This window comes from Mycoplasma sp. 1012 (genome assembly GCF_054343455.1).
In genome coordinates this window covers 1-23740 of sequence record NZ_JBTGVG010000016.1, presented here as the reverse complement: position 1 = coordinate 23740, position 23740 = coordinate 1, and the positions used below count along the sequence as shown (strand labels likewise).

19 protein-coding genes are annotated in these 23740 nt (G+C 23.3%); 18 read left to right on the top strand and 1 reads right to left on the bottom strand.

Going from position 1 to position 23740, the window contains the following annotated elements; genetic code table 4:
• Nucleotides 1-249 precede the first annotated feature (249 nt).
• From lysS to ACXX89_RS02665, 12 genes are all read left to right on the top strand, one after another.
• Nucleotides 250-1716, top strand: coding sequence for a lysine--tRNA ligase (gene lysS / locus ACXX89_RS02720; RefSeq protein ID WP_458557579.1), 1467 nt, complete (start codon nt 250-252; stop codon nt 1714-1716).
• A complete protein-coding gene (locus ACXX89_RS02715; protein ID WP_458557578.1) occupies nt 1717-2532 on the top strand; it encodes an HAD family hydrolase in 816 nt (271 codons plus the stop codon).
• A 115-nt stretch (nt 2533-2647) separates the two neighbouring features.
• Nucleotides 2648-4264, top strand: a complete 1617-nt coding sequence (locus ACXX89_RS02710; RefSeq protein ID WP_458557577.1) for an ABC-F family ATP-binding cassette domain-containing protein — start codon at nt 2648-2650, stop codon at nt 4262-4264.
• Nucleotides 4264-5592 (top strand): tRNA uridine-5-carboxymethylaminomethyl(34) synthesis GTPase MnmE, encoded by a 1329-nt coding sequence (mnmE, locus tag ACXX89_RS02705; protein ID WP_458557576.1) that lies wholly within the window; start codon nt 4264-4266, stop codon nt 5590-5592. Before ACXX89_RS02710 ends, mnmE begins: the two co-directional genes overlap by 1 nt.
• A 205-nt stretch (nt 5593-5797) precedes the next feature.
• Nucleotides 5798-6550, top strand: a complete 753-nt coding sequence (locus tag ACXX89_RS02700) for a hypothetical protein (protein ID WP_458557575.1) — start codon at nt 5798-5800, stop codon at nt 6548-6550.
• A gap of 18 nt (nt 6551-6568) precedes the next feature.
• Nucleotides 6569-7297, top strand: coding sequence for a hypothetical protein (locus ACXX89_RS02695; RefSeq protein ID WP_458557574.1), 729 nt, complete (start codon nt 6569-6571; stop codon nt 7295-7297).
• 26 nt (nt 7298-7323) lie between these two features.
• Nucleotides 7324-7806: a hypothetical protein gene (locus ACXX89_RS02690; RefSeq protein ID WP_458557573.1), complete on the top strand. Its 483-nt coding sequence runs from the start codon at nt 7324-7326 to the stop codon at nt 7804-7806.
• The gene (locus ACXX89_RS02685) at nt 7781-9301 is read left to right on the top strand and encodes a hypothetical protein (RefSeq protein ID WP_458557572.1); all 1521 of its coding nucleotides are present in this window, start codon (nt 7781-7783) and stop codon (nt 9299-9301) included. Before ACXX89_RS02690 ends, ACXX89_RS02685 begins: the two co-directional genes overlap by 26 nt.
• Before the next feature lie 208 nt (nt 9302-9509).
• Nucleotides 9510-11711, top strand: a complete 2202-nt coding sequence (locus tag ACXX89_RS02680; protein WP_458557571.1) for an alpha-amylase family glycosyl hydrolase — start codon at nt 9510-9512, stop codon at nt 11709-11711.
• Nucleotides 11712-11862: 151 nt separating this feature from the next.
• On the top strand, nt 11863-12876 hold the full coding sequence (locus ACXX89_RS02675) for a hypothetical protein (RefSeq protein ID WP_458557570.1): 1014 nt from the start codon (nt 11863-11865) through the stop codon (nt 12874-12876).
• 22 nt (nt 12877-12898) lie between these two features.
• Nucleotides 12899-14710, top strand: coding sequence for a S8 family serine peptidase (locus tag ACXX89_RS02670; protein WP_458557569.1), 1812 nt, complete (start codon nt 12899-12901; stop codon nt 14708-14710).
• A 1-nt stretch (nt 14711) separates the two neighbouring features.
• Nucleotides 14712-15662, top strand: coding sequence for a hypothetical protein (locus ACXX89_RS02665; RefSeq protein ID WP_458557568.1), 951 nt, complete (start codon nt 14712-14714; stop codon nt 15660-15662).
• Between the two features lie 54 nt (nt 15663-15716).
• Here ACXX89_RS02665 and fmt read toward each other — a convergent pair whose 3' ends face one another.
• A complete protein-coding gene (fmt, locus tag ACXX89_RS02660; protein ID WP_458557567.1) occupies nt 15717-16556 on the bottom strand; it encodes a methionyl-tRNA formyltransferase in 840 nt (279 codons plus the stop codon).
• Nucleotides 16557-16669: 113 nt separating this feature from the next.
• Here fmt and ACXX89_RS02655 point away from each other — a divergent pair, with 113 nt between their 5' ends.
• From ACXX89_RS02655 to rnr, 6 genes are all read left to right on the top strand, one after another.
• The gene (locus ACXX89_RS02655; RefSeq protein ID WP_436358679.1) at nt 16670-16825 is read left to right on the top strand and encodes a hypothetical protein; all 156 of its coding nucleotides are present in this window, start codon (nt 16670-16672) and stop codon (nt 16823-16825) included.
• Between the two features lie 75 nt (nt 16826-16900).
• Nucleotides 16901-17140 (top strand): hypothetical protein, encoded by a 240-nt coding sequence (locus ACXX89_RS02650; RefSeq protein WP_436358678.1) that lies wholly within the window; start codon nt 16901-16903, stop codon nt 17138-17140.
• Nucleotides 17130-18356 (top strand): DNA (cytosine-5-)-methyltransferase, encoded by a 1227-nt coding sequence (dcm, locus tag ACXX89_RS02645; RefSeq protein WP_436358677.1) that lies wholly within the window; start codon nt 17130-17132, stop codon nt 18354-18356. The genes ACXX89_RS02650 and dcm overlap by 11 nt, the downstream gene beginning before the upstream one ends.
• Nucleotides 18349-21168: a DUF262 domain-containing protein gene (locus ACXX89_RS02640; RefSeq protein ID WP_436358676.1), complete on the top strand. Its 2820-nt coding sequence runs from the start codon at nt 18349-18351 to the stop codon at nt 21166-21168. Before dcm ends, ACXX89_RS02640 begins: the two co-directional genes overlap by 8 nt.
• Nucleotides 21169-21386: 218 nt before the next feature.
• Entirely contained in the window at nt 21387-21617 is a 231-nt protein-coding gene (secG, locus tag ACXX89_RS02635) for a preprotein translocase subunit SecG (RefSeq protein ID WP_436358675.1), read from the top strand.
• A gap of 2 nt (nt 21618-21619) precedes the next feature.
• Nucleotides 21620-23683 (top strand): ribonuclease R, encoded by a 2064-nt coding sequence (gene rnr, locus ACXX89_RS02630; protein WP_458557566.1) that lies wholly within the window; start codon nt 21620-21622, stop codon nt 23681-23683.
• Nucleotides 23684-23740 lie beyond the last annotated feature (57 nt).

Genomic DNA, 23740 nt, shown 5'->3' with positions numbered 1-23740 from the left:
AATTTTACCAGTGATATCACTGGTAAAATGTGTCCCAATAAATTGTCCCACTTTAGAACATAAAAAAGTTCATCTTTTTATTTCTAAATTTACTTTATTAAATTAAATTCTGCTTACAGAACACAATTTAATAAAAGCAAGATTAGAATATCTAAAATTAAATAATAAATAGCATATTTATTTTATATAAAATAAAGAATTTATAATATAATTTAATATATTAATTTATAGTTAGAAAGAAAGGGTAAAATGGAAAGAAATTTTAATGAACAAGAACTAATTAGAAGAAAAAAAATAGACAAATACAAAGAAATGGGTATTAATCCTTTTTCACAAAATCAACCAATTAGCGATAACTCAATTTCACTACTTGTTAAATATAATTCTTATAGCAAAGATGAATTACACAATAAAGAATTTAAAGCTTCAGTGGTTGGAAGAATAATGACTTTTAGAGGACCTTTTATTGTTATAAAAGATGAAGAATCAAGAACACAAATTTATTTCAATAAAAAGGAAAATACCGTATATTCAGAATTAGTAGAAACTTTAGATATAGGGGATATAGTTTATTTTGAAGGTGTTGTAATGAAAACAAATACTGGAGAAATTTCACTAAAAGCAGAAAAAGTTCAATTATTAACTAAAGCACTTAAACCACTTCCAGAAAAATATCACGGTTTAACAGATGTTGAAGAAAAATATCGTCGTCGTTATGTGGATTTAATTATCAATGAAGAAGCAAAACAAATTTTTTGAACAAGAAGTAAAATTATTTCTTATGTTAGAAAATTTTTCGATGATTTAAAATATTTAGAAGCAGACACTCCTGTATTACATCCTATTTTAGGTGGTGCAAGTGCTCGTCCATTTACCACTTTTCACAATGCTTTAAGTATGGACTTTTATCTAAGAATAGCTACAGAATTACCTTTAAAAAAACTTTTAGTAGGTGGTTTTGATAGAGTTTATGAAATAGGAAGAATTTTTAGAAATGAAGGCGTGGATACCACTCATAATCCTGAATTTACTTCAATTGAGTTTTATGAAGCTTATTCAGATTTACATGGAATGATGAAAAGAACTGAAGATTTAATTTCATCTTTAGCTAAAAAACTAGGAAAAGAAGAAATAATGTATGGTGGTCATAAAATTTCACTAAAAGCACCTTTTAGAAAAATTGACATGGTAGATGAAACCTCTAAATATGTAGGTATTGATTTGAAAAAAGCAACATTTGAAGAAATTAAAGAAGTTGCTATCAAAAACAAAGTAAAAATTGAAAAATATTTTACATCAGGTCACTTAATTAATGAATTATTTGAATTATTTGTTGAAGATACATTAATTCAACCAACATTTGTTTATGGACACCCAATTGAAATTTCTCCATTAGCAAGACAAAATGAAAAAGATCCAAGATTTACAGACAGAGCAGAATTATTTATCAATAAAAAAGAATATGCTAATATGTTTAGTGAATTAAATGATCCAATCGATCAATTAAAAAGATTTGAATCACAACTTGAAGAAAAAAACGCTGGAAACGATGAAGCTAGTGAAATTGATATGGATTTTGTTGAAGCTTTAGAATACGGAATGCCGCCAGCAGGTGGTTGTGGTATTGGTATAGATAGACTAGTAATGCTATTAACTCAAAAAGAATCAATTAGAGAAATACTTTTATTCCCACACTTAAAAAACAAAGGAAACTAAATGAAAAAATTATTTGCATTTGATTTGGATGGAACATTACTAAGAAGTGATGGTACAATACATCCAGAAACTATAAAAATTTTAAAACAAGCAAAAAGTAAAGGACATTATTTAGCAATCGCTACAGGTAGAGCAATCGCTTCCACTACAATCTTTTTAAATCAATTTAGTGATTTTGATTTTTTAGTTTCAAACAATGGAGTAGCTATTTATGATGTTAAAAATCAAAAAACTACAATAAAAGAGTTTTTACCTGTTGAATTACTTAAAACCCTTTTAGAAGAAGCTAAAGAAAGCGAAAGTTTCTTTACATTAAGTACAGAAAAAAACGTTTATCCTTTCAAAGATAATAGTAAAACTTTTTCATGATTAACAGAACAAGAAAAAATGGATTATGATGAGCAAGGTTTTAAAACAGAAGAAGAAATTTTAAATGCAATTTACAAAAATAATGAAAAAATAACCCAATTAGCTTTAAGAAATTCTGAAGAAAAAATCAAGCAATTATTTGATAAATACAGCAAATTAATAGGGGATTCATACACTTGTTTGTTAACAAATAGAGTTTATTTAGATGTTAATCCAAAAAATACAGATAAATTTTATGGACTAAAAAAAGTTTTAGAATTATTGAATTTAACAACAAATGACTTAATTACTTTTGGTGATTCTGGAAATGATGTTTTAATGATAAAAAACGCTTATAAAGGATTTGCTATGGAAAACGGAACAGTTTCATCAAAAGAAGTTGCTTGTGAAGTTATTGGAAATCATAATACAGATGCTATTGCTAAAACAATGGAAAAACTAATTTAAGACACAAATTAGTGTCTTTTTTAATAAAATGAAATTAAACATATATAATTTAATATAAATTACTAACTAATAAAATAATAAATTAAATACTATTAATAAAAAATAAAGGAGTAAAATGTTAGAAATCAAAAATCTGTCCAAAATTTTTTATGATAAAAAATTATTTGACAATGTTAATTTAAAATTCACTGAAGGAAACACTTATGGAATTATAGGAGCAAATGGAGCTGGAAAATCTACCTTTTTAAAAATAATTTCAGAGCAAATAGAAGCTTCTTCAGGTGAAATTATCAAAGATAAAAATCAAAGAATTTCAGTTTTAAGTCAAGATCACAATATGTATAATGATTTTAATGTGACTGATGTGGTTATTATGGGAAATGAAGAATTATTTAAAATTCAACAAGAAAAAAATGCAATTTATGAAAATCCAGAAGCTACAGAAGAAGACTATACAAAAGCAGGGGAATTAGAAGAAAAATTCGGTCTAATGGGCGGTTGAAACGCTGAAAATGATGCACAAATTTTATTATCTGGGTTAGATATTCCTAAAGAAAAATGAAATGTAAAAATGAGCGATTTAAAAGCTTCACAAAAGGTAAAAGTCCTTTTAGCAAAGGCTTTATTTGGAAATCCAGATATTTTGATTATGGACGAACCTACTAACCATTTAGATCTAAAAGCAATCAAATGATTAGAAAACTTTTTAGTTGATTATCAAAATATTGTTATTGTTGTTTCACACGATAGTGACTTTTTAGATCAAGTATGTACTAACATTGTAGATATTGATTTTGGTGAAGCTAAAATGTTTACAGGTAATTATAGTTTCTGAAAAGAATCTTCAACATTAATAAGAGAAATGCAAAAAAATTCTAATGCTAAAAAAGAAGAACAAATTGCTAAATTACAGGCTTTTATTGCTAAATTCTCTGCAAATGCTTCAAAATCATCTCAAGCAACATCAAGAAAAAAATCACTTGAAAAAATTACTCTTGAAGAAATTAAACCTTCTTCAAGAAAATATCCTTTTATTAGATTTGATATTTTTAAACAACCAGGAAAGCAAATTTTAAGAGTAGAAGACTTATCTTATGTTAATCCAGAGACAGGAGAAACTTTGTTTGAAAGTTTATCATTTGATATTTTACCTGGCGAAAAAATGGTTTTACTTGGTGAAGACGACATTGCTAAAACCAAACTACTTGAAATTCTGCTTGGACTTGAAAAACCAACTTCTGGTCAAGTTATTTGAGGATCCACAATAACTCCAGAATATTTCCCATCAGATAACTCTAAATATTTTGATAAAGATGAAAACTTAATGGAATGATTAAGCAAATGACCAATTGAAAATACAGAAGAATTTAATAAAGATAACTCAGATCAAAGAATGAGAAGTTTTTTAGGTAGAATGCTTTTTAGTGGTGATTCTGTTTTTAAAAATGTTAAGGTAACATCCGGTGGAGAAAAAGCAAGATTAATGTTTTCTAGAATGATGCTAAAAGAATCTAATTTTCTTGTATTTGACCAACCTTTAGATCACTTAGATGCAGAATCAATTGATTCAGTAATTGAAGGACTTGCTGATTATAAATCATCTATGATTTTTACAACTTATAATCGTGCTTTAGTTAAACAAGTTTCTAATGTAATTTTAGAAATCAAACCAGATTCCTCTTTTATTTTTAGAGGGACATTAGATGAATATGAGAAAAAAATGGGATACTAATGTTTGATAATATTGCCGCGATTTCATCTGGAGGTTTGGTTAACCAAGCAATTTCCATAATTAGGATCACTGGTCCAGACGCTTTTTTGATTGTTAAAAAAATTTTCACAGGAAAAGTTGGTAAAGATAAAGAAATTACTTATGGTTGAATCAAAAATAAAGATGAACTTATTGATGAAGTTTTAGTAATGTGATTTGAAGGCAAAAATAATTTTATAGGGGAAAATACCGTAGAAATAAATGCACACGGTGGTATAGTTAATACTAATTTAATTCTAGAATTAGTACTAGCTAATGGAGCTAGAATGGCTGAACCAGGAGAATTTTCTAGAAGAGCCTTTTTAAATGGAAAAATGGATTTAATCAAAGCAGAAGCTATCAATGATTTAATCCATGCTAAAACCAAGTTACAAACAAAAGCATCTATTGAAAAATTTGATGGAAAAACAAGTAATTATATTAAAAATTTAATTAGTGAATTGTTAGAAATAATAGCAATTATAGAAGTTAATATTGATTACCCTGAATATGATGATGTAGAGATTTTAACCAATCAAACCCTTTTACCAAAATTAGAAATATTAAAAGATAAACTCAAAACTACTATAGATCTTTCAGAAAGATCAAGAATTATTTATGATGGTGTAAAAATCGCTATTGTAGGTAAACCAAATGCTGGAAAATCTTCTTTATTAAATGCTTTTTTAAATGAAGAAAAGGCAATAGTAACAGATGAAGCAGGAACCACGAGAGATGTTATTGAATCTGAGTTTGTTTTACAAGGTATACCTTTTATAATAAAAGATACTGCTGGTATTAGAAATTCAACAAATAAAGTTGAAAAAATAGGTATAGAACGCTCTTTTAAACAAATAGAAGAATCTGATATTGTCATCCACTTACTTGATGCATCAGTAGAAACAGACCAATTTGATCAACAAATTGTTGATTTTTCTAAAAATAAACAATATATCCCTGTTCATAATAAAAAAGATTTATTGGATTCTAAAAAATTAGATAATACCAAAATTTATATAAGTGCTAAAAATAAAGAGATAGAAAATCTCGAGAACGAGATTATAAAAAAATATCAAAACATTGATATTAATAACGAAAAAGTTATTACAAATATAAGACAACTTTCTTTAATTAAATCTTCTTTTCTTTCAATAGAAAACGCCATTTTTTCTTTAAAAAATGGTTTTGAACCAGATGTAGTTATAGTTGATTTAAGAAAGTCGTGAGAAGACTTGGTAAATATTAAAGGTAAAGCAGATAATGAAACCTTATTGGATTCAATGTTTAAAAATTTTTGTCTTGGAAAATAATTATATTTTGAATAAATCATACCAGTAATTTTTACTGGTATTTTTAATTTCAAAAACTATTTAAACAATATCACTATTTTGCATATTTCAAAGAAAAAAAATTGAAAATGAAAAAAAATGAATTATTTTATATTTTTTAAATTTATTCTATTGAAAAATAAAAAAAAGAACAAATAAGAATAAAATTGTATTGAAAGGAGAAAATATGTTCATACCAAATACAGTTATAGAGAAAAAAATTGACTTTAAAAACGAAATAAATCAAAAGTTACAAAAACTAGATTACTTAATATTGTTAAAATCAATGTTTTTAGAAGTAGAAAGTTCTTATTCTGCTAAATTATTTAAAATTAGATTATTAAAATATATTAATAATTTATCTTTGCTTCCTGAAAAAGAGCAAAAAACTTTTTTAGGAGAAGACTCAACTACTAAAATTAAAATTTTAAAGAATATGTATTTTTACAAAAAATTTAATAATGAAGTTGGTCATTTATTAAATATTAGTCAAAGAAGTGTTATAAAAGAAGATGCAGCCAAAGTAGTAAGTTCTCTTCACTCACTCTTAAATCAACCTTATCTAGATTCTTTGAAAATTGGACTTGTTAAAGATGTTTTTAAGTTCGTTTTTTCAGCAATTAGCCCTTTGCTACCAATACCAGATAAAGTTTCTATACCTTTAGAGATTTCTGGATTATTAAAAGAAGTTATTGATGAAGTTCGCGAAAGTAATACTTTTTCAGATCCAGATAGGGCAAAAAAGTTATTTTCCATAGTATTGAAAGACAAAAGAAATGGAAAAAATTCAACAATAAGTCAAGATAACGAAATTCTTGATTCTATAATAAAATTATTAGATGATAGACCAGTATTTAAGTTTTATAAAAAATACTTTGAATCTTTAAAAAAAGATAATTTTATTGATAATAATTATGATTATGACATAAATAGATATTAAATTAAAGGAGAAAAAAATATGTTTATTAATATTTCAGCACCTGTTCAAAAAACAGAAATAAAAACAAGATTTTCCAAAAATGAAATTAATTTTTTTGATTTCTTAATTTCAAACAAAAATAATGAACTTTTAAAAGAAAGCAAATATAAATCAAAAATTTTCAAAATTAGAGTTTTAAAGCAAATTAAATTAATAGATGAATCATCTATTGAACAACTTACCCAAGTTTTTGGTCAAGCAAACGCTTTAATTCTAAAAAAAGAAATAAAAGAAATTAAAGAAAATTCTATAATGTATAAAAAATTTCAAAAAGAAGTTTCACATCTTTTAAATCTAGGACAAAGTAGAAGTGTTATAGAAGGGGATGTTCTCGACAAAGTAGAAGAATTAAAAAGATCGTATGAGTCAGTTATTGAAGATAGACAAAGAGAAAGTAAATGAGCTGGTCCTTTATCTGGACTTTTAGGACTTGACCCATTATTATTACCTGGTGCTTTGGTTTTAGGGGGAGCATTTATTTATGCTAAAGTTCAATTGAAAAAATATGAAGAATTTTTAGATAGATTAGCAAAAATAACTTATAAAGATTTAGAAAATGGAGATAATTCAACATACTATCAAGATACAGATATTTTGGTTCAATTAGTTCAGTTAACAGAAGACTCAGAAGATACATACTATAATAAATTTTTCAAAGATAAGTTAGAACAAAAAATGAATGATTGAAACTCACAATCAAGATATTAATTTTAAAATAATCAAGAAGATCTTATATGGAAAAAATTTTATATAAATTAGCCACAATTGAAAAAAGAAATATTTTTTCATTTATTATTTATTATATATTATTTTGAATTTATTTTATTTTACTTACATATTTTACAATTATTAGAGTAGCTTTTTTTTGGGAAAATTGATTATTTTTTGTTTTAGTTTCTTTTGCACCAGCTCTTGCAATAATACCTTTTTATATTTGAAATTTGTATAACTTATTCAAAATTTTTAAAATTATCAAAGATAAAGAGGGTTTAGAAGAATGAGAAATAAAAGAATCAAATAAATATTTTAAACGTTTATTTTTAATTGGTTTTTGAAGAAAAAAAACAGAAGAAAAATTAGAAAAAAAATCAATTAAACAAAAAGAAAAATTGAAAAAAATAGCTTGTGCACATCCTTTATTGGGTTTATATGTTCAAATGTCTTTAATATTTTTTACTAAAGAGTTAAAAAATGATAAATTTAAAAAACAAAATTAGACTTTCATTTTATTTAAAGACTTACTCTAATATTGTATTTTTCCTTTGAATAAGTCAAATAATAATAGTATGAACTACTTTTTCTTTAGATTACAAAGAACTTGCATTAATTTGATTTGGATGATCAACTTTATTAGTTTATGGTATTTTATATCTTTATATTCTTTTTGTATATATGAAATTAATAAAAATAAGAATTAAATTAGAAGAAAATCCAGATACAAAGATAAAATTTAAATCTTTTTTTATTTTCTTTATAAAAGATAAAACAATAATGAAATTTATTTCTGATTCTAAATATCAACAAAAACTAAATTTTGCTTTAAAAATGTATAACAAAAGGTTGCTATTAAGTATTTTTTTACCTATTCCTTATTACTGAATTTTAAAGTTAAAAATTAAAAAAGAAGAAAAAAATCAAAGAACTTTTATAATGGAAAAAATCAATCATATTTCTTCAGATTTGGAAAATTTAAAAATCAATACTATAATAAAAGGAAGTTTTGCCTTTAATTTCTTTAAAGATTTTAAATTTTTAGGTAAATATAATGATGTTGATTTATTTTTAAAATATGGAGATTCAATTGATAAAAAAGAAATTTTAAACATTTTAGAAAAACATGGAAAAGTTGTTTTTCAGAATTCTTTTCTTATTTCTTTAATAATAAATATAAAAGATAAAGAAACTCGTTTTGAATTTTTTCTAACTGAAAATATCGATTTATCTTTATGTAAAAAACAAAGTGAACATTTATATATTTCATCAGTAGAATACTTATTTTTAGCAAAAATATTTCATTTGCCTAAATTAGAAAAAACGGAAATCTTTCCTTATGACGAAAAAATGCAGAAAACCATTTTTATTATTAAACAAATACTTAATAATAAACATAAATTAAATATGAATATTATTAACTCACTAATAGAACAAATATATTTAAATAATTTAAAACTTGTTTTTCATATTGAATATGATGAAAAAGATTTAAGCATTACATCTTTTATTCAAAAGAAAAGGGACTGAGTAGAACAGAAATTTGCAAACAAAGATTTAATAAATTTAAATCAATTTATGGAAAAATTCTTTTTAAAAAACAGAATGTCAGATTTTTTTGAATTTCTGTTTTTAAAAAGAAAAATGATTATTGAAAGTTTATATGAAACACCAATAATAGAAACGATTAATACATATGAGTGAGATTTTAACAATTCTAAATTATTATTTAATTCAAGCACTTCTTTTGATGAATTTTATGAAAGCAATACTCAAATTGTAAATAATGTTATTTATACTAATTCAAAAGAACAAATATACTGATTAATGCTAAATATTTTAAGAAATGAAAATGAAGAAAATTTAAAACCAAAATTAGAGATTGATTTAAATAAAGAATTTTCTGAAATCTTAAATAAAAATCAAAATATTTATGAAATTAATATAAATGATTTAATATTAAAAATAAAAGAAATTTATTTTAAATCATTAACAATGTAAATTGTATATTTAAAAACATTTTTAATAATCCTATATACAAGAAAAAACCGAAACACATTTAAAAAGATTGAAGATAATGTGTTTCGGTTTTTTATCAATAAAAATTTGAAATTTTTCTTATTTTATTTATTTTTTGTTCATAAAAATTAAAATTCTATGTATTATATTTGATATAATTAAATATATAAGTATTTAAAAAGGAAAAAGTATGAAGAAAAAAAGAAAATCTTTAAATTTGTTATGAACAATTCCAACTGTTATATTTTTCTCTTCTCTTGCTGTATCTTGTAAATATGGAGAAGAATTAATAGAAAAAACTAAAATAGATAATCCTAAAACTCCAACAGAAAATGAAACAAGAAAAGAAAAAACTGATGTTCCAACTAAAACAGATGATCAAAAAACTAAAGTAGATTCTGAAAATACAAATTCAAAAAATCCAGATAAAGATAAGACTTCTGTAGATAATCAAAGTGAAGAAGAAATTATTGATAAAACTCCTGTTTGAGATGAAGAAACTCCTGATTTAACAGGAAATAGAGTAAATAAATATACTATTGAAGAATATTTAAATTCTTCTGAAAGAGCAAAATTATCTAAAATAAAAACTTTAAGAGGTTGATCGAATGAAAAGTTTTTAAAAGAAATTAAAAAATCAGGAGCTTTGGATAACTTAACTTATAAAGATGAAAGTGATTCAGTTCAATATATTGCTCCTTTTGATAAAAGTAAACCTAAATCAAATACAATTTATCAATTAACAGTTTATTCTTTTGCTGATGGCAATAATGATGGAATTGGTGATTTTATAGGATTGAAAGACAATATAGATTATTTTGTTAATTTAGGCATTGATACATTATATTTATCACCAATTCATCCCGCAAGTTCTTATCATGGTTATGATGTAATTGATTATACAAAAGTTGCTCCTGAACTTGGTGGATTAAAAGCATTTGAAGAATTTTTAAAAGTTGCTCACTCTAAAGGGATTAAAGTTGTAATAGATATGGTATTTAATCATACTTCTTATGAGCATCCTTGATTCCAAAGAGCGCTTGCTGGTGATGAAAAATATCAAAAATATTATTATTTTTACAATTCAGAAAACAATCCATTAGCAAATGAAGGACAAGATAATATAAGACAAGATTTTAAAAATGTTTATGATAAAGTTCATCCAGAAAACAATCCAAAATCTTCAAATAAAAAATGAGTTGCTCAATTTTGAGCAGGAATGCCTGATTTAAATCTCACAAATGAAGATGTTTTAAAAGAAATAGATTATGTTCACAAATTCTGATCAGCAAAAGGAGTTGATGGATTTAGATATGATGCTTTTGAACATTACTTTAAATCTGACAATCCTAAAAAACCAAGAGCTAATAATAGCGATATGGTAAGAAATTTATTTGAAAGATGAAGAAATGTTGTACAAGGTGAATATAAAAAAGCAAATGCTTCAGGAATATCTAGATTTAGCGATAAAACCTTTTTATTTGGTGAATGATGAAGAGATCCAGCAGAAGCAGAAATTAAAGGTTATTGAGGAGGATGAGAAGGTTCAAAACTAGGTTTAAGTTCAGTTATTGATGGAACTAAATGAAAAAATAAACTTAATGTCTCATTAAATCCAAATGATGAAAAAAATGTAATAAAAAGTTTAACAGATATTTTAAACCAAAAACATGAATGATTACCTTTTTTAGATAATCATGATGTTGAAAGATGAATTACAACTTTTAAAGAACAAAATAATAGACCAGTAATAATTTCACCACATAGATTAGATGATGATGAAAGATCCGCTTATGAATACGCTCTTACTTCCTTACTTTCTCGTGGTGGTCATCCTATTTTATATGATGGAAATGAACTTTTAATGCAAGGTGGAAAAAAAGACGGGCAAACTGATACACACATTAGAGAAGCATTTAATTGAAAAGATCTCAAAAAACGTGTATTTTTCCAAGATGAAAGAGATAGAGATAACTTTATCACAACATTATCTTCAGCGGGAGAAGGAAAAGTAGAAGATATTGTTGCTAATGAAAATTCAGCATATAATTTAGTTTCTAAGATAAATAAAGCAAGACAAAAATTTATTTCAATGAGAGAAATGGATGAAAAATATGTTGGTGATCCAAATGAAATTCTTTGAATTTGACACGATAATGCACTTAGATATGATGAAATGACAGTAAGAAAAAATGAAGATGGTACATATTTATTAGCAATTTATTCTTGAGGAAATAGACCACAAGCAAACACTTCATTAAAAGAAGGATTTGAAATTGAAGAAACCTTACTTTCTAAAAATATAACAACAAGAGTTTCCGATGGTTCAACTTTTATTGAAGGAACAGGAAATGGAAAAATCGGACTATTTTTAATTAGAAGAAAATCTTAATATAATAACAGAATTCCAGAAAACTGGAATTTTTGTTTTTTAAAATCAAAAATATGTTTAAATAAAGGAAATTCTAAATAAATATGCACTTTTTATCTTTGTAAAATAAAAATTTATGAATAAGTTATATAATTAAATAAAGGAGGTGTTTATGAAATTATTTAAAATAAAAAGAAAATTTTTATATTCTACAATTATTACAACTATTCCTGTTTTTTCTATTATTTCTTGTTCTAACCAAGCTTCAGTTGAAGAACAAAAAGAAGATAAAATCAATGATTTTTATTATTGAAATTTAAATAAAATAGAAGATTTAAGAGAAAAAGATAACATAGATTTTATAGACTTAAGTAGAGAACAATCTAATAATCTTTTTCAAAATCAAACATCAAAAGTTATATTTTTTAATAAAAAAGAAGAAAAAGAATTAGATTTAAACAGATTTTGATCTTATCGAACAAAATATGAACAAACTAAATTTGATTCTAAAGTGTTTAATATTACAGAAAATAAAGCAAATTATAAGTTTTTAAGTTCAGAAGATAGTATTGAATCAAACATTAAAAATTATGACTTTGCTTTAGAAATCAAACTTCTTAATAAAAAGAATTTAGAAAAAACTTCTTTTTGGTGATCAAAAAAAGAAGAAAAAGAAAACTTTCTATTAGTAAATTTATATAGAAGAGCGCAATCTAAAATAGATTATAGTTTAAACTACAGATTAAATAATGAAAAAGCTAATGTTGACACAACAAAAGAAAAACCAATTGTTGATTTTTATAAATATTATGATTTAGTTGCTGCTAATATTAAATTTAATTCTATTGATTTTGATAAAACTCAAAAGAATGTAAAAATTTCAATTAATTTTGATAAAGGACAAAATTTAAAATATAGAAATTTTAATTTATTAGATCAAAATGATTGTTTTAGTATAAAAACGATTTCAATTGATACACCAAATAAAAATTGGAGTGAAACGAGTCAACAAAAAATTAAATCTTTTGAACCACATCATTTAGTTAAAGATTATATTTTAGAAAAAACAATTTTTAATCGTTTAATTCAATATTCTTTTATTGTATCAACTGATCTAACTGAAAAAGAATTTAATTCATTACAAGACATAAACTTGATTTTTAATGATAATGCAGGAATATATTAAAAAAATTAATTAAGAGGAAAAAATGAAAAGAAAAAAATTATTTAAAAAAATTTTTTTATCAGCAGTTCCTATTTTTACACTGACTACTTTTGTTTCAGCGAAAATGGAAACTACTGATACCATTAAGAGACATCCTGAAATATATGATAATATGTTTTCTAACTTATTTAATCATTTAGGAATAAAAAAAGAAGAACTTAGTTCTGCTCCAGTGAAAATAGGAATTATCGATAAAGGTTTAGTTGATTCGAATTTATTAAAATACAATGGACAAACTTTAATGGAATATAGAAATTCCGATACTTACAGTTTGCTTCATAATGAAAAACGTTTAAATAAAGATAAAGTAATATATAATCCTGATGAACTTGATGAAATAGAAAAAACAAAAAACAATGAACAAAAAAACTTTGGACAGTTATTTGATGATAACAAACATGCTACAACCATTGCTTCTATTTTAGGAAGCGATTCAGGGTTTTTTAAAAATGCTATTTTTTATTCAGCAACTTATAAAGGTAAAAAAGACGGATGAAATTCAAAAACATATGATGACATTGAAGAATTAAGAAATAATTTAGAATTTATGAGAAGAAATAATGTTTTTTATGTAAATATGAGCTATGGTAGTAGTTTAGATTACAAAATTTATAAATTTCAAGAATACAAAAGCGATTTTAGTTTACTGCCTACTAAAGAAAATTTGGAAAAATTGTATAAAATTTTAGAAGAAATAGATTATTTTGATGATAGTTATTATATATATGGCAAAGCATCATCATTATTAGATGAATATGCATATAAATATAATATGAAATTTTTTATTTCAGCAGGAAATGGAAGAGAAGAGTTTTCTACTTTTAGATCTGATTTTATAAAAAGCAAAGATTGGATATTTTCTTTATTAAATGAATTTAAAGATTCATATGAAGCGCAAAAAACAAAGAATATTTATAATAAAATTTTAAATAAAATAAAAAATAATCATAATTTTTATGAAAGAGATAATTATTTAATTTCATCTAAAAATACTTTTATAATAGGAGCTTATGATATAAATACCAAAGAACCTGAGTACTATTCTGAAAAAGCAACTGATAATAATAAAAATTCACCACTTGGTTTAGGACCAGATAATATGAGTGCACCTATTCTTTCTACTCTTGATGAGAAAATAAAAAAGAATTTAAGAGGAACAAGTTTTTCAACCCCTGTTCTTTTAGGAATGTCAGTGTTGTTAGAAATAAAAAATAAAAAACCATTTTATGTCCCTCAATTAAAAGCTATTCTTACAGCAAGTTTTGAAAGTAAAAACTCTTGAGAACAATATAATGATTTAGAAGGTTTCGGTTATATAAGTTGAGAAAAAATGAAATATTTTAGAGATAAAGCTAAAAAATTAAATATTTATCGTTATCCAGTTGCGGATGGAAACACACATCATTATTATTTATATTCCAATTTAAAATTTTCATCTCCAACTACTGTTGTATTTTCTAATTATTCATATTTACATGAAAAAAATGAATATTATAAATTAGAAAATTTTGATAAATTAAGTGAAGAAGAAATAAAAAAATATGTAAATCCTTTTACTGTTTCGGTGGATTTAGAAATAGTTGCAGATTCATCTTTGGTTTATAAAATTTACCATTTAAGTCATTATGAAAGTACAGCTGCTTATTTACCTGAAAATAGATTGCAAAATGTATCTAAAGTAATAATAAAACCAGGTTCTAATTTAGCTACTGAATATAAACTTAATGTTTTTTCTGATAATGATGTAAATGCAAAAATAATATGATTAACAGGAGTATGAGCCATTTTGGATTAATATGAAAAATAAAAAAATTTTATTAAGTGTTATCCCTAGTTTATCATTACCATTAATTGTTTGTTCTTGTTCTAACGAAGTTCAAAAAGAGCAAAAAACAGAAACAGAAGATGACAAAAAAATAAGAGAATTTTATAATTTAAATTTAGAAAATATAGCTGATTTAAAAAATAATTGAAAAATTGATTTTATTCAACTAAACAGCGAACAAAATAGAGAAATTTTTGCAAATAATGAATCTAAAATAATCTTTTTTAAAGAAAAATCAAAGGAAAAAGAAATAAAAAGTAAAAAACCAGAAGAAAATATTAATGTAATCAAAAAGGAAGAATACTCATTTTCTAATAAAAAAGAAAACATAGAAACCAAAATCGAAGATTATGACTTTGCTTTAGAAATAAAACTCCTTAATAAAGATTATTTAAAAAATAAAATCAATTTAAAATTTAATAAAAGTAAAAATTTAATACTAGTAAATTTTTATAGAAAAGTTATATCTGATTTAAAAGACCCACGTACTGAATATCATCATCTTATTACATCTAATATTCCTAGTCCTAAAATTGATTTTTCAAAATATCAAAATTTAGTTTCTTCAGAAGTTAAATTCAATTCATTAAATTTTAATAAAGATAAAGTGAATGTAATAATTAATATAGATAAAAACAAAAAACAAAGTGATACAATGATAAATTTGTTTAATCAAAATTATTATTTTAATGTTAAAACTACATTAGCAGAAAAATGAAATCTTTATGGAACACACTTTAACAATACAGAAGCAACAATATACGAACCTCATGGAGTTTCCAAAAAATATGTTTTAAAAGAATGAAGGTTTCATCGTTTAGTTCAATATTCATTTATTGTTCCTGCTAATATTTCAAAAGAAGAATATAAATCTATTAAAGATATTAATTTAACTTTTAATGATAATGCAAAGGTTACTTAAAATAATGTATATAAATTATATCAAATATGAAATTAACAAGTAAAACATTTCTATTTAAACAACTTTTACAACTTTTTTACCTTCATATTGATATTCATAAATATAAAGAATACCATTTTTAAAACTTAATTTTAAAGCATTTTTAATAGGAGAGAGTGAAGCTCTAAAAAGTTTCACTCTTTTATTTTGTTCATTAATATAAAAAGCACCAGGATTATCATTTAAAGCCTTTATTTTTCTGTATGCATGAATATAATCATCACTTAAAAAAATTTGAGCAAATTGCTTTTCTATTTTAGGTGAAAATACTACAAGATTATTATCTTGTTTTTCTGCTTTAAGCTCCTTTTTAGATAATTTATTCAATCACTCAACAATATTATTTTTTGCAAGTAAAGAAAGTTTATTGAATAAATCTTTTGATGTGTCTTCTTCTTTTATATCTAGTTTTGCTTTTGCCAACATATCACCTGCATCCATTTCTTTAACCATATACATTAAAGTTACTCCTGTTTCTTTATCTCCATTTAATAAAGTGTGTTGAATAGGGGCAGCACCTCTATATTTAGGGAGTAAAGAACCGTGTATATTAATAGCAGCTATTTTAGGTATACTTAAAACTGAAGTAGGAATTCATTGTCCAAAGGCAGCAGTCACTAAAATATCAAAGTCTAATTTCTTTAATTCTTCTGTAATTTCTGAAATTTTTGTAGGTTGAAATAACTTTATGTTGTATTGGTTAGCTAAAATTTTTACAGGAGTAGGTAAAATTTTATAACCTCTATTTGCGGGTTTGTCTGGTTGACTAATAATTGCAACCACTTCAAAATTATTAATAATTTCTTCAAAAATAGGAACTGCAAATTCTGGAGTTCCTGCTAATACAATTTTCATCTTTCTCCTTTAGTTTTCTTTACTTTAAATTATAAAATAAAGAAACAAAAATTTTAATTTAAAATGAATTAATTTATCTAAAAGTAATATAATTAAATTATAGGATAAAAAAAATGAGCGGAATAATTGTTATTATAATTTTAATATTAGGATTAGCTGGATTAGTTTGATTAATTAAACTAGCTAAATTTCTATTTTCTTTAGCAGTAGGTGCTGTGATTATAGGATTAATTTTACTTTTAATTTTTGGACATCATTTCCTGTTTTAGTTAAAGAAAAACTAACAAAACAAGTCTTTTTTACCAAAAGATTTGTTTTTTTTTTTTTTTTTGTAAAATTGAATTATGCAGAAGAAAGAAAAATTAGAAGATTTATCAATTTTTTCTAATTTAATGGGTAAATTAAAAGAAAAATACAGAAATTTAATTAGTAAACTAATAGATAAATTTTGTATCTATTTATTAACATTGCCAAAAGCAAAATTTTTACAAAATATTTCAATATACAAAAATACAATACTTGCTATATCAGTTTTTAATAAAAAAATCTTAATAAAAAATTTTAAGGTAGATTTTGTCTTCTAAAAAAATAATAAATGTTCTTGAAACATTTGCAGGTATTGGTGCACAACATAAAGCTATAACAAAAATAAACAAAGAAAAAAAGATTTTTGAGATTGTTTCAACAGTGGAGTGAGATGCAAGAGCAAATATTGCTTATGGTTTAATTCATAATTCTTTAGATAAAAAATTAAAAAAAATTTTGAAAAACAATAATTTAACTTCAGAAGAAGAAATAAACAAATTTTTATTAAATTTTACAATTTCTTTGGATTCTAAAAAACCAGCAAAGATAATTTCTAAAGACTATGAATTTAAGCAACTGTTAGCTGCTTCGATTATTTTATCAAACAATAATGTTGATATAACTAAATTAGATCCAAAAATTATTCAAGAAAAAGATATAGAACTTATAACTTATTCTTTCCCTTGTCAAGGTTTATCAATAGCAAATATGGGAAGATCAAAAGGAATTAATGATGATAAATCAACTTCTAGTTTAATTTGAGAAATATACAGAATTTTAAAAGGAGCAAGTAAAAAACCAAAATACTTATTAATGGAAAATGTAACAAATCTATTAAGTAAAAAATTCAAACCTGAATATGAAAAATGGCTTTCTGTTTTAGAAGATTTTGGTTATAAAACTTTTACAACCACTATTAACAGCATAAATGCTGGTTCTATTCAAAAAAGAGAAAGAGTTTTTGCTTTAAGTGTTAAAAAAGAAATAAAAACACCATTTAATGATGATAAAAGTTTTAAAGAATTTGTAGATAATATTGCATTTAAAAATAAATTAAGCCTAAATCAAAGAAAAAAAGTTTTTGAAAAAATCTTTAATTTTGACTTAAATTACAGCGAAAACCTAGATGTTTTAATGAATAATACAAAATCTAGAATAAAAATGGTCAAAACACAAAAGATTATTAATAAAAGTGAAAATTATATTATTAATACCTTGACAACCGTTCAAGACAGAATACCTTGTGTTGGAATTATTGAACATAAAAACAATTTAGAGCATAAATTAGATTATCGTTATATAACACCAAGAGAAGCTTATAAATTAATGGGTTTTAGTGATCAAGATTTTAATAAATTAAAACCATACTATGAAAAAAATATTCTCACAAAAGAAAGTCTTTATAGGCAAGCAGGAAATTCTATTGTAGTAGAAGCAATAGAGAATTTATTTAAGGTAATAAAAATCATTGAAAAAGGACAAGATAATGAATAAAAACATAAAATGATGAAAAGACAGAATGAAAGAAAATAATTTTATTACTTGAACAATTGGAACTAATATTTATTCTTATTTAAGTTTCACAGTACTTCAGTGACTTAATGAAGTTGATGAAAATGAAGAAATCATTTTAACAATTGATAAAAAAGAAGTTTTAGCTGAATTTAAAAATAACACACAATTCCCCTTTTATAAAGACAAAAAGTCTAAATCAGACTCTACAATTAGACAAATTTTAGATGTTTTATCTTCTCTTGGGATTATAGAACCGATAGGAGATAATTACAAAATTAATAAAGAATTAATAGATGTAAGAAAGACTGAATCAAACAATTTCTATGCTCTTAAAAAATTTGTAAAATCTAATTTTGCTAATTATATAAAAAAATTTGTTATAGATAAATTAAGAGACATTAAGGAAGAAAAGGAAATTTCGAATTCTTCTATTGAAACAAAATTTTGATGAAATGTTTTAGTAGTTTCAGATGAAACATTATTTAACGATAGACTTAAAGGCATATTTAACACTTTAGTAAAAGTTGGTAATGAAAAACGATTTTATGAAGACTTTGTATTAGAATTTTTATATAAAGAAATCGATAATGATGATATGGAAAAAATAATTTCTGACATAAAAAACATAACGGGGATAGAAGATTATTTATCTATTTTATATGAAGTTATAGATAATTATGAAAAAAATATTGTAAGATATGAAGACAACTCTTTAGATGAAGCAATTAAAAAAATTTCTAATTATTCAACCAAAAGTGAATTTGAAGTCATTAAAACAAGTGTTAAAGATATTTTTACTTCGCAAGAATTAAAATATATTTTACCTTTATATCAAAGAACTTATTCTTGAGATTCTAATATTATAATTGGACTTTTTGAATCTATTTATAATGATTTTATTAATACTAAGCAAAGAAAAAATGATTTCAGTTTTCTAAATAATATAATTATTGTTCAAAATGCAACAACAAACTCTATTGTAGATGGTCAACAAAGAATGGTGTCTTTAATAATAATTATTATTTTATTATATAAATTTTCTAAAAATAAATTTTTTGAAAATGCTCAAGAAAAATTAATACACTTAATTCCTAAAATAAAAGAAATGATTACTGAGTTTGCAAAAGATGATAGTAATTATTTAAGTCTGCAAAATATTTTTAATTCTATAAAAAAAGATGCTCAATTACAAAAGGATAGATTTTACGAAAACTCTTTTGAAATAATAAACCTTATTGTTAAGAAATTTGATAAAAAAGACGAGGATTTTCTTTTAGATTTCATTGATTATATTTTAAATAAAACATTCTTAATTACTACATATATAAAAGTTATGGATGATGATTTTGTAACTAAAATTTTTCAAAATTTAAATCAATATAGCAAAAAATTAGGAGTGCTTGATTTACTTAGAAATAAAGTTTTTGATATATATCGTGATGAAAAAGAGAATAAGATAAAATTATATAATTTAACTGTTAATATTTATTTTAGACGAAAACAGAAAAACGTTTGAAATGAAGATCTCAAAAAAATTTCAAATTTTTTAGATGCAGTTTTTATAAAATATAGATTATTTGAAGAATTGGAAAGAACAAACAAAAAATTTTATGACGAAATAGCAAATTGTTATAATAAATTTGAAAATTTATTTGAATATTATAATAGTAATTTTGAATTTGAAGATAAATTGGAATTACTATGAAAAGATATAATTGAATTTGAATATTGTTCTACTGGACATTTTAATAAATTCTCTACTTTATTAAGTGATAGTGAAATTAAAGAAAATAATAAATATTTAAATAATTTTAATGCCATTTTAACAGAGTATGAGCAAAAAATTTATGACTACAAACAAGTTAATTTTCAAATTAATAATATTTCTAATTCTGGTTCTAAAACTATTTTTACTCAATTAATTTGATCATTAGCATATAACTTGCAATTATTTGAAAATGAAGAAAATACAGAAAAAATGGTTATTTTTAGTAAATATTTAGCTGAAATAGAAAAATTTTCAGCTTTATGAGAAATAAGATTTGCTGGACAATCGCTTTCTAGTTCCATAAAATTAATTTGTAAAAATGATTTATTAAATTCAGATTTTAATTTAATAAATGAATCAAAACTTTATGAACTTTTAGAAAGAATAATAGTTGATTTAACAAAATTATCACTTGTTGAAAAAATCAATGAATTATGAAAATATTTATATGAAAAACAAAATAGTAAAAGCGATAACAAACTATACAAAAACATTATTGCAAAAGTTATTTACAGCTTACAAAATTCAAAAACTCCAAAGAGTTTTACAGGTTTTAAATCACAAGAAGAAAAATATCAAAGTATCGATTTTATTCCTTATACATATGAACATAATTTTCCACAAAAATTAGATCAAAGTACATTGAAAAACTTACTTGAATTAGGAATAAACAGAGAACAAATAGAGAGAATAACTAATTTAATTGGTAATGGGTTTTTATTGTTAGGAAAAGATAACTCTAAATTTAGTAATAAAACAACGAAAAACTATAAAGAAAGCAACATTGAAAACAAAACTATTGAAGGTTTTCAAAATACAGATTTTTATCTACTTGATTTTGAACAAATGAAAACATCAAATTCTATAAAATGAACTAATAATAAAATTCAAATTTCAAAATTAGATAATTTAGACATTGATAAAATTTCAAGTAAAGATGAATTTTTAGAATTATTAAATCAAAGAGAAAAAAGAACAAAAGAAATCATTGAAGCTTACATTTCTATATTGTTTTATGAATAGAAATAGCGAATATTTGATTTAATCCTTTTAATATTTAATAAATACTAATAAAGTAACAAAAAAATATTAACTAAAAAACAAAAAAATTTTTGTAACAGTTGCTTTTAATAGAGAAATTCATAAATTCTTCTTAATTAAAAATAGTTTTTTAAACTTTTTAATAGTTTTATAATATAAATTGTTTATAATTTATAATAAATTAAAAGAAAAGGAGAAATATGAAAATAGCATTAACAGTAATTTTAGTAATAATTTCATTAGTTATAATGATAGTTTCTCTTTTAATGTCTCCTAACTCTAATGGTTTTTCAGGAGCACTTGTTGGTTCTTCAGATTTAGATTTATTTAAAGTTTCAAAAGAAAGAGGACTTAAAAAAGTACTAAAATGAACAATGTTTTCAATGGGTTTTGTTTTACTTTTAGTTTCTTTAGTCATTAGGTTGTTTTAAAAATGAAAACATTTAATTTAAAAGCAATACAATCATTAGTAACAAATAAATCTTTAACTTTTTTAGAATTAGTAAAAAAAATGCAAATAGATAGAAAATTAAATAAGGAATTTTCTATTTTTTTAAATAAATCAGTGCAAAATAATCATTTGTTTTGTAAGGATCAAAAATACTCTTATAAACATGAATTTAAAAAAATTGTAGGAGAATTTTCTTTAAATTCAAAAGGTTTTGGCTTTATAAAAGTTTCAGAAACCGAAGATTTCTTTGTTCCAAAAGTTTATACTTGCAACTCTTTGGACAAGGATTTGGTTGAAGCAACATGTTTTGAAGAAAAAGATGGGGAAATATGATGTGCAATTAACAAAGTGGTTGAAAGATCAAAAAGTTTTCACTATGGTTACATTAAAAAAAATGGTTCCTTTTTTGATTTTATTTCTTTAGATCCACGTTTAAAAGGAAGATTTAGATGAAAAAATAAATACGCTTTTAGTGAAAATGATTTAGTAAAAGTAAAAATAGTAGATATACAAGGTAATAATTTAGTTATTGACTTGATTAAAAACTATGGTGATTTAAATAAACCTTTTCAAGATATTGAGTTAAGTATAGAAAAAAGCGAACTACCACATATTTTTCCTGAAGATGTTTTATTAGCTGCTAAACTTTTACCACAAACAATTGATAATGAAGATATAAGTGACAGAATTGATTTAAGAAAAGAAATAATAGTGACAATTGATGGTGATGATACTAAAGATTTTGATGATGCTATTAGTGTAAAAAAACTTGAAAATGGAAACTATATTTTAGGAGTTCATATAGCTGATGTAAGTTATTATGTTAAAGAAAATGAAACAATAGATTTAGAAGCAAGAAAAAGAGGAACATCTATTTATTTAGCAGACAGAGTTATTCCAATGTTGCCTTTTGAACTTTCTAACGGTATTTGTTCTTTAAATCCTAATGTTGATAGATTCACTATTACAATGGAATGTGAAATTGATTCCAAAGGAAATAATGTATGAATGAAATTTTATCCATCCATAATTAACTCTTACAAAAGACTAACATACAAAGAAGTTAATGATTTTTATAATAAAAACAAAGAATTTGATAAAAACATTTCTGAGTTATTAACTAATGCTAAAAATTTAACAGAAATTATTCGAAAATATAAGGTAAAACAAGGATTTATAGATTTTGAATTCGAAGAATCAAAAGTAGTTTTAGATAAAAATGGAAAAACTGTTGATATAGTAGTTAGAGAAAGAAATGAAAGTGAAAACATGATAGAAGATTTCATGGTAAGAGCTAACGAAAATGTTGCAGAATTTATGACTAAAAAGAATTTTCCTTTTATTTATAGAATCCATCCAGCACCAGATGTTGAAAAAATAAATGCTTTTAACCATGTTTTAAAACTATTAAATATAAATGTAACTATTCCTTTAACAGAAGAACCGAAGGAATTTGCCAAAGCAATGGAAAAAATTAAAAAAATTAATTTTGATAACTTTATAAAAATTAATTTATTAAGAACTATGCAAAAAGCAATTTATTCAGAAAAAAATGTTGGTCATTTCGGACTTGCTTCAGAATATTATACACACTTCACAAGTCCTATTCGTAGATACCCAGATTTGATAGTTCATAGATTACTTAGAGAACTAGTATTTTTAAAAAATACAGAAAAAATCGAAGCATACAAAAATGAATTACAAGAAATTTCTTTAAAAAATTCTTTAAGTGAACAAAGCGCTATTTCTTTAGAAAGAGAAGTTCTTGGAATAAAAATGGCAGAATTTTATGAAGACAAAATCAATAATAAAGAATTTAAAGCACAAATAGTTTCAGTTAAAAAATTTGGTTTTTTTGTTGAATTAGAAACTGGAGCAAGTGCATTAGTTCACGTTTCCGCTTTACCTGGGGAAGGATTTGAAGTTGATGAAAATGAGTTATTTTTATCTAATCAAAAAATAACATATAAAGTTGGTGATTTTGTAAATATAAAAATAGAATCTGTTTCTAAATTTGAAGGAAAAATAAACGCAATTTTAGCATAGTTTAAACAGGGACATAAATTTGGGACACCAAATTTATGTTTTTATTTAAGGAGAAAA